This is a genomic window from Pandoraea sp. B-6, from assembly GCF_000282835.1.
In the GTDB taxonomy this organism is placed as follows: Bacteria; Pseudomonadota; Gammaproteobacteria; order Burkholderiales; family Burkholderiaceae; genus Pandoraea; species Pandoraea cepalis.
This window is the reverse complement of record NZ_KB290564.1, coordinates 24,352-32,841: the sequence shown is the minus strand read 5'-3', so window position 1 is coordinate 32,841 and position 8,490 is coordinate 24,352. Positions and strand designations below refer to the sequence as shown.

General features: G+C 66.0%; 7 protein-coding genes and 1 pseudogene. 7 read left to right on the top strand and 1 reads right to left on the bottom strand.

What is annotated here, in order from left to right:
* The 3 genes from A985_RS0122825 to A985_RS0122815 all read left to right on the top strand — a co-directional run.
* The coding region (locus A985_RS0122825) for a hypothetical protein (RefSeq protein WP_017235697.1) at positions 1 to 1,699 on the top strand (1,699 nt) is incomplete at its 5' end.
* Between the two features lie 109 nt (positions 1,700 to 1,808).
* Complete coding sequence (locus A985_RS26735; RefSeq protein ID WP_157211561.1) at positions 1,809 to 2,405, top strand: molybdopterin-dependent oxidoreductase; 597 nt, start codon at positions 1,809 to 1,811, stop codon at positions 2,403 to 2,405.
* A 63-nt stretch (positions 2,406 to 2,468) separates the two neighbouring features.
* Entirely contained in the window at positions 2,469 to 3,539 is a 1,071-nt protein-coding gene (locus A985_RS0122815; RefSeq protein WP_083902411.1) for an agmatine/peptidylarginine deiminase, read from the top strand.
* A gap of 216 nt (positions 3,540 to 3,755) precedes the next feature.
* Here the strand turns inward: A985_RS0122815 and A985_RS26730 are convergent.
* Positions 3,756 to 4,598: pseudogene (locus A985_RS26730) on the bottom strand (FadR/GntR family transcriptional regulator); the annotation flags it as partial.
* A 291-nt stretch (positions 4,599 to 4,889) separates the two neighbouring features.
* Here A985_RS26730 and A985_RS0122805 point away from each other — a divergent pair.
* The 4 genes from A985_RS0122805 to A985_RS29595 form a co-directional block, all read left to right on the top strand.
* Positions 4,890 to 6,095 (top strand): ABC transporter substrate-binding protein, encoded by a 1,206-nt coding sequence (locus A985_RS0122805; protein ID WP_017235693.1) that lies wholly within the window; start codon positions 4,890 to 4,892, stop codon positions 6,093 to 6,095.
* 152 nt (positions 6,096 to 6,247) lie between these two features.
* Positions 6,248 to 7,105 (top strand): branched-chain amino acid ABC transporter permease, encoded by an 858-nt coding sequence (locus A985_RS0122800; RefSeq protein ID WP_017235692.1) that lies wholly within the window; start codon positions 6,248 to 6,250, stop codon positions 7,103 to 7,105.
* Entirely contained in the window at positions 7,105 to 8,094 is a 990-nt protein-coding gene (locus tag A985_RS0122795; protein WP_017235691.1) for a branched-chain amino acid ABC transporter permease, read from the top strand. The genes A985_RS0122800 and A985_RS0122795 overlap by 1 nt, the downstream gene beginning before the upstream one ends.
* Positions 8,091 to 8,490: ATP-binding cassette domain-containing protein (locus A985_RS29595; RefSeq protein ID WP_039830743.1), on the top strand; the 400-nt coding region annotated here is incomplete at its 3' end. The genes A985_RS0122795 and A985_RS29595, both read left to right, overlap by 4 nt.

Sequence of the window (8,490 nt, the reverse complement as noted above, 5' to 3'; positions counted from 1 at the left end):
CATGCCCATGCCCGCGAGCCTTCAGGAACTGATGATGGCGCGTATCGACGCGGCGGGCAGCGCCAAGCCGGTCGCCCACTTCGCCTCGTGTCTCGGCCCGGCATTTCAGGCCGATCTGCTCGCCGCCGCGAGCGGGCGTTCGATGGCGCTCGTCGAGCGAGCGCTCGACACGCTCGCCGCCTGCGCACTGGTGCAGCGACAGGACAATGGCCGCTACGTCTTCCGCCACGCGCTGCTGCACAAGGCCGCTTACGACGCGCAGCCGCAGGAACGCCGTCAGGACGCGCACCGCCGAATCGCGCTCGCCATGCGCGAGCACGCCGCCGCCGCGCAGACCGAACCCGAAGTGCTCGCCTGGCATTTCCGTCAGGCCGACGAACCGGACGCCGCCATCGAGCACTACCGTCTCGCGGGCGAGTATGCGACCGGGCGCCAGGCGTTCCGCGAAGCGTGTGCGCACTACCAGAGCGCGCTCGACGTGCTGCGTCAGACCGGCACCGGTGCTCAGACCGCACAGCGCGAGCTGCAACTGCGCATGGCGCTCGGCGTGCCGCTCGTCTCGCTGCACGGCTATGGCTCAGAGCCGGCGCGCCACAACTTCGAGACGGCCCTCGCGCTCGCGCAGCCAATGGGCGACGACGTCGCGCTGTTCCCGGTCTTCTGGGGACTGTGGCTCGGCTCGAGCTCCTGGAGCGGCTTCGAGCGCAGCATCGAACTCGCACGCAAGCTCATCCTCATCGCGGAACAGGCCGGTGCCGCACCGTTGCTAGCCCATGCTTACTACGCGCTGGGCAACAGCCTGTGCTGCCACGGCGACTTCGGCGGCGCGGTCACGGCGCTGGAAAGCAGCCTGGCCCACTATCGTCCCGAGCACGCCGACACCGGCCTGGGCGAAGACGCGCGCATCACCGCACTCTCGTTCCTCTCGTGGGCGTACTGGTTCGTCGGACGGCACGACGCGTCGCTCGCGGCCAGCGAAGCGGCGCTGGCGATGGGGCGTCAACAAGGCCGCCGCTATTCCTTTTCGTTCGCCCTGGTGTTTGCCGCGATGCTGCGACGCCTGCGTCGCGAGGTCGCCTCCGCCGAAGCGCTGGCGAGCGAGGCCATCGAAGTCGCGTCGGAGACCGGCGTGGCGCTCTGGGCACTCGCCGGACAGACGATTCGCGGCTGGGCGCTCGCCTCACGCGGCGACGTGAGCGGCCTCGAGCGCATTACCGACAGCGTAGGACGCCTAAGCGAAATCATGGGCGGCGTCGAGGGCATCTTCTTCGGGCTGCTCGTGGAAGCGTGTGCCGGCACGGGCGACATTGCGCTCGGACTGCATGCGGCCGAACGCGGCACCCATGTGACCGCGCGCCGCAGCGACGCCCATTGGCAAGCGGAATTCCTGCGCCAGAAGGGGAGTTTTCTGCGCGCAGGTCATCATCCCGACGACGCCGTGCGCCCGTGGCTCGAGCATGCACTGCAGATCGCGCAGGCGCAGGCGTCGCCAATGCTCACCCTGCGCGCATCCGTCAGTCTGTTGCGCCTGGGCGGAGGCAACGCGCCGGGCGATGCCGAGTACGTGGCCGTGCTGCGTGCAGCGCTCGACGCACTGCAAGGCGGCGAGACCCTCGCCGACGTGCAGGAGGCGCGCGCGGTGATCGCCGACGTTTTCGCGCGCAGGCCCGTCCTGCGCACCGCCCGCTACGGTAGCTGATCGGGCACGGGCAAGCGAATAGCGGCTATCAGGCGCGACGTATGTCCGTGCGGGGCCCGGCCGCTATATTGCGGCGACCGGTGCCCCCACGCCCAACCACCGAACCGACATGTCTCTCGACTCCATGCGCGCGCCCGACGGCGCCTCGCCAGACACTCGCCTCACCGCCAGCGGTGCACCGCCCGCTTCGGTGAGTCCCCTGCCTCCCCTCCCGCTCGCGCACCTCGCACCCGCGGCGCCTCACGCGTTGGTATCGCGGGAAGTGGTCGTCTCCGGCTGCGTCAAGCGTCGTTACTCGTTCGATCTCTGCGCGCTGATGCGCCTGCCGACGCAACTGACCGGGCCGCTCGACGTCGTCTGCCTGTCAGGCAGAATGGTGCGCTGCGCGAGCGAATACAAAGGCGTCAGGCTGAGCGCACTGCTCGACATCGCGCAACTGTGCCTGCCGCACGCACGCGACTTCACGCGAGCCTTCGTATTGGCGCAGGGTGCCGACGGCTACACCGTCATGTTCTCGTGGCACGAGCTGTACAACACGCCGGTAGGCATCGGCGCACTCGTGGTCTATGAACGCGACGGACAGCCGCTTGACGATGACGAAGGCGGCATTGGCCTAATCTCGACGAGCGATTTTCGCGTGGCGCTACGCCAGGTACGTGCACTCAAGCGGCTCTCCGTCCATTTGGCCGATTCCCCGCCCCGTTGACGCGCCCCGCGCCGAGCGTGAGCCGCTTACACTGGCGGCACTTTACTCACGGTCACGCGAACGATGACACCCCCTCACCACACACTAGTCGCGACGCACGCGAACGCCGCCGGCCGCTGGCGGATGCCGCCCGAGTGGCATCCGCATGCCGCCTGCTGGATGGCGTGGCCGAGCCACACGGTCATGTCGGGCGCCCGCCGGCATGAGGTCGTCGGCGAGCTGGGACGCATGGCCCACGCGATCGCGCACTTTGAGCCGTTGCATGTGGCGGTCGATCCGCATCATCTCGACGAAGCACGCAGCCTCCTGCCGGCCAGCGCCACACTTCACCCGATGCCCGTCGACGATCACTGGATGCGCGACAACGGCCCGACCTTCGTGCTCGACGACGCCGGGGCACTGCACGCGCTGCGCTGGAACTTCAACGGTTGGGGACAGAAGATCCGGCCGATGCCGGACGCCGATCCGAAGCTCGCGAAACGCGTCTCGCTGGCGCTCGACGTGGCCACGACGTCGATGCCGCTCGTGGCCGAGGGCGGGTCGTGGCATGTGGATGGCGAGGGCACGCTGATCGTGACGCAGACGTCGGTGCTCAATCCGAATCGCAACCCCGGACTGACGCGGCGTGAGGCGGAAGACGTGTTCCGTCATTGGCTGGGCGTGACGCACGTCGTGTGGTTGCCAGGCTCGCGACTCGATACGATCACCGACGGTCACGTCGACGGCATCGCGAGCTTCGTGCGCCCTAGCGTGTTGCTCGCCACCGGGGCCGACGGCAATGACGAATGGGCGCGTGAGGCGAGGGAAAACCTGCGAGCGCTGCGCCTGGCGCGCGATGCCCGCGGGCGGCCCTTCGAGATCGGCCTGCTGCCCTGCATCGACTTCGACGCGCTGCCCGCCGCCGTCGCGGACGATCCCGACTTCGCGCCGGAGTATGTGAATTTCTATTTGCCAAACGGTGGCGTAGTGATGGCGTCATTCGGCGATCCGGCGGCGGACGCGCAGGCGCGCGACATCGTGCAGCAGGCGTTCCCCGACCGACGCATCGCGCAGGTGCCGCTGCGTGGCATTGCGCGGCGCGGAGGCGGGATTCACTGCTGCACGCAACAACAACCGGCGCCGATCTCGCCCTGAGTTGTCGGCGCGCGCAACGCCCCGCGTCCGCCCCGGCCCGCCTTAACTCGACCCCGTACGACGTTTGCGCGCGGGCGCAGTCTTCGTCGCCGCTTCGGCCTTCGTGCCGGGGGTCTTCGGCTTTGCTGACGGCTTCCCGACGGCCTTCGTCGTCGGCTTCTCGGCCGGCTTCACGACAGGCTTCGTCGCGGGCTTCGCTACACGCTTTCCCTCGCCCGCCGGCGCACGCGGCGCGTTCGTCGCGAGTTGCGAGCGCACGCGCTGCTGCATGTCGACGATGTCCGAATCGAGAATGAGACGACCGCGCAGTTTCCCGTTCATCCGCTTGATATAGGTGCGCGCTTCCTGCATGTGAACCTGCATGAGTTCACGCACGCGTTGCGAATCCCCTGCGCGCGCCGCGTCAGTAATCCGACGATGGATATCGACGTTCGCCGTACCGAACTTCTCGTGCTCGCGCCGCGGCGTCTCGTTGCCGAACACAATCAGTTGGCGAATCATCTCGTTGACGAGTTCGCAGGTGAACCGCAGAAAGCTGTTGGGATTGGCCGCCGCGAGAATGTCGTGGAAGTCCATATCGGCCTGACGCTGGCGCAGCAATTCGCGCCGGTCGTGCGACGCTGGACTGCAACACGCCATGTTGTGTTCCAGCGCGTCGAAGTCGGCCTCGGTCAGATGCGGCACCGCACCCGCGGCTAGCTCCGGCTCAAGCAATTGGCGCACCGTGTAAATGTCGTCGATGCTCACTTCCTTGAAGAACAGGTAGTTCTGCATGAGCTGGAAGGTGCGATCGAGCGGCACCTCCACCACCATGCCGCCGCCCGACGGACCAGTGCTCACCTTGATGAGACCCTGCACTTCGAGCGACTTGAGCGCTTCGCGAATGGTGCTCTTCGATACCGCGAACATCTGCTGCAATTCCACTTCGCGCGGCAGACGATCGCCAGGCAGCAGGTTGCCTTCGGTTATCAGGCGCTTGATGGCTTCGGCGACCAGATCGCCACGTTTTTGTTGTTTGATTTCCAACGGCTCTCTCACCGTCTGCGCATCTCGTGCCATAAGGCGCCTCACAAGGGTCCGTTCACGTGGCTTGCCGGCTTGCGAACGTGTTCTACCGGCGGTGCCGGATGAGAATTTTTTCCGATTGACACCCCGAAATATTATACCTACGATCAAATTCATCCTATTTATCATAATAAATATGACGGATAGGGATAAGGCCCCGGACGTTGTCAGCTGTCACACTCAGGTCGCTGCCGCAGATCCATTCTCGGATCGCCGGCCGGTCGGCGTGCGACGCGCTGCACGTTTGCACCCCATGAACGATTGCTCCCTTCCCTGGAGACCCAATTGAATCGTCGTGAACTGTTGAAGCTCGCCGCTGCGGCGTCTCTGCCTGCCTCCTTGATCTCCGCGCGCGATGTGTTCGCGCAAACCACCGGCGCCATCCAGTTGGCGTGTCCGGTACCGATGTCGGGGCCGTTCGCGGCCAACGGCAAGTTTGCCGATCTGGGCATGAAGCTCGTTGTCGAGCAGTACGGCAAGGTCGTTGGCCGACCGCTCGCCTATACCACCCTCGATACCGAAGGCAAGCCCGCCACGGCCATCCGTCGCGTGCAGGAAATCGCGCAGCAGAAGGGCGCGCGCTTCTTCGCGGGCGGCATTCTGTCGTCCGAAGCGCTCGCCATGGGTAAGGAAGTCGAGAAGGCCGGCGGCATATTCATCACCACGGCCGGCGCCGACGAAATCACGGGCAAGGACTGCAACAGCGCCACGTTCCGCTGGTCGGTGCCGACCTTCGGCGCCATCGAGCAAACGGTGCGCCCGCTCATCGAATCGATGCCCAAGGCCAAGCGCTGGTACACGATTACGCCGCAATACGTGTTCGGCGAAGGCTTGCTCACGGCCGCGAAGAACGTCTTCAAGGAAAAAGGCATCGAGCACGTTGGCAACAGCTACCACTCGCTGTCGGAGAAGGAGTTCTCGGGCTATCTCACCAACGCGGTCGCCGCCAAGCCCGACGTGCTGCTGCTCCTGAACTTCGGCTCGCAATCGTCCGACACGTTGCGTCAGGCCGTGAGCTTCGGCATGAAGAACAACTGCACGATCCTGATGGCGTGGGCCTCTGGCCTGGAGCAGTTCGAGACGCTCGGCGCCGATCTGTGCGACGGGGTCTACTTCGGCGCGCAGTACTGGCACGCGGTGGCCTCGCCGCTGAACCTCGATCTCGTCAAGCGCACGCAGGCACGCTTCAAGCAGAACCCGAACTACAGCCTCGCGGGCTCATATATCTGCACGAAGCTCATGCTCGACGGCATGATCAAGGCCGGCAGCGCCGATCCGAAGGCCGTCATCGCCGCGATGGAAGGCATGAAGTACGACGGGCTCACCGGGCCGGAAGAGATCCGCAAGGGTGACCACCAGGTGCTCAAGAACTATTACCTGCTCAAGGGCAAGGCCAAGTCGAAAATGCGCAACGCCGACGATTTCGCCGACATTGTCAGCGCCGGGAAATCGTTCCTGCCGCTCGACAAGACCGAGTGCAAGCTGGCCTGAGCGGGTAGCGCAGCGCGCCGCCGCTGCGCGAACGCTCACGCCGTGTCGCTCGCGGGGACGCCTGGCCGTCCCCGCAAGTGTCGTCTGTGCCGCGCGGCGAAAGCCGGACGGCGCACGGTGCTCCACGTCCACCCAAGCTCTCCGGGACGCGCATGAACGTCTATATTCTGCAGGTCATCAACGGCGTCGGGATCGGCATGCTGTATTTCCTGCTCGCCGTCGGGTTATCCATCATCTTCGGCCTGCTGCGCTTCGTGAACTTCGCGCACGGGGCCTTCTATGTGCTCGGCGCGTATTGCTGCTACCAGGCGATGCAATGGGGCCTGTCGTTCTGGCTCGCGCTGATCGTCTGCCCGATCGTCGTCGGCGCCCTCGCATGGATCGCCGAGAAACTGCTGCTGTCGCGCATCTACGAGAAAGCGCACGAGTTTCACATCCTCGTCACGGTCGGCCTGGCGCTCGTCGTGCAGGAACTGGTCATCATCGTCTGGGGCCCGCTCGGCGATAACGTGGCCGTGCCCGCGGCGCTCGACGGCGTGGTGATGTGGGGCAGCTTCATCTATCCGAAGTACCGGCTCTTCCTCATCGGCTTCACCGTCGTGTTCGCCGCCGTGCTCTGGTGGCTGCTCGAAGGCACGCGCCTGGGCAGTGCGGTGCGCGCGGGCAGCGAGTCGTCCGAGATGGTGTCGCTGCTCGGCATCAACGTGTTCCGGGTGTTCAGCCTTGCGTTCGCGCTCGGCGCGGGCACTGCCGCGCTGGCTGGGGTATTGGCGGCGCCGGTGCGCGGTGTCGACCCGTTCATGGGGATCGAGGCGCTGGGCATCGCCTTCGTGGTGGTCGTCATCGGTGGCATGGGCAGTTTCGCCGGGGCGCTCGTGGGCGGCCTCGTGATCGGTATCGTGCAAAGCCTGATGAGCACGATCTGGCCGGAAGGCGCACGACTGATGATCTATGTGGCGATGGCAGCGGTGCTGCTCATGCGCCCGCACGGCCTGCTCGGGAGGGGATGATGCTGGTACGTTACCGTTTTTGGCTGCTCGCCGCCGCCGTCACGCTGATCCTGCCGGTCACGCTGTCCTCGGGCACGCTCGCGACTGAAGTGCTCATCTACGCCCTGGCCGCGCTCGGTTGCAATCTGCTGCTAGGCTACACCGGTCTGCTCTCGTTCGGACAGGGCATCTTCTTCGGCCTGGGCAGCTACACGCTGGGTATTCTGCTCACGCGTTGGGCGCTGCCCATGCCGCTCGCCGTGGTCGCATCGATCGTGTTGGGCGCTGCGGTCGCGGCCATCGTCGGCAGCTTCGCGATCCGGCAGAAGGGTACCTACTTCGTGATGCTCACGCTGGCGTGCGCGCAGATGTTCTACTTCGTGGCCTACACCGCGACGGACTGGACGGGCGGCGACAACGGGCTGCTCGACATCCCGCGCCAGTCGCTCGCATTGGGCGGCAAGACGCTGATCCCGCTCGAGACGCCCTGGCAGTACTACACCTTCGTCGCCGTCGTCTTCCTGATCGTCTTCGCGGGGCTGTTGCGCGTGGCCGATTCCGTGTTCGGCCGCACGCTGCTCGCCATTCGCGACAACGAGGCCCGCGCGGCCGCCGTCGGCTATCACGTGAAGACCTTCAAACTCGTGGCCTTCGCCATCTCGGGTGCCGTCACGGCCTTGGCCGGAGCGTTGCACGCGCTCATGACGGGCATCGCACCGCTGTCCAACATCGAGTACCACTCGAGCGAAATGATCCTCGTGATGACGGTGATCGGCGGCACGGGCAATCTCTTCGCGTCAGTGCTGGGCGCGGCGTTCTACGTGCTCGCCGCCGATTGGCTCTCCACGCTCTGGCCGCGCTGGCTGCTGTTGCTCGGCCTGCTGCTCATCGCCGTGAGTCTGTTCATGCATCGCGGACTTTGGGGCGTAGGCGAATCGCTGTGGTGTCGCATCACTGGCAAGCGCGGCGGGCCCAAAGGCAAACTGGATACGCAGGGAGACCCGACATGAGCGACGCTCTCATCGAAGCCGCCGGCATCGTCAAACGCTACGGCAAGTTCACCGCGCTGCACGGCGTCGATCTGCGAGTGGCCCCGCGCACGGTACACTCGGTCATCGGTCCGAACGGCGCGGGCAAAACCACGCTGTTTCACATGCTCACCGGCACGGTGCCCGTCTCCGGCGGGCGCATCCTGTTCGACGGTCACGACGTGACCACCGAAGCCGATTACCGGCGTGTCCAACGCGGCATTGCGCGTTCGTTCCAGGTGACGGCGCTCTTCCAGAATCTGTCTGTACGCGAAAACCTGCGCCTGGCCGCGCTGGGCGTGACGCCGCGCCGTGCGCTCTCGTGCTGGCGCAAGGCCGACGGCCCGCGCGCCTGCGCGTCCGTCGTTGACGACGTGC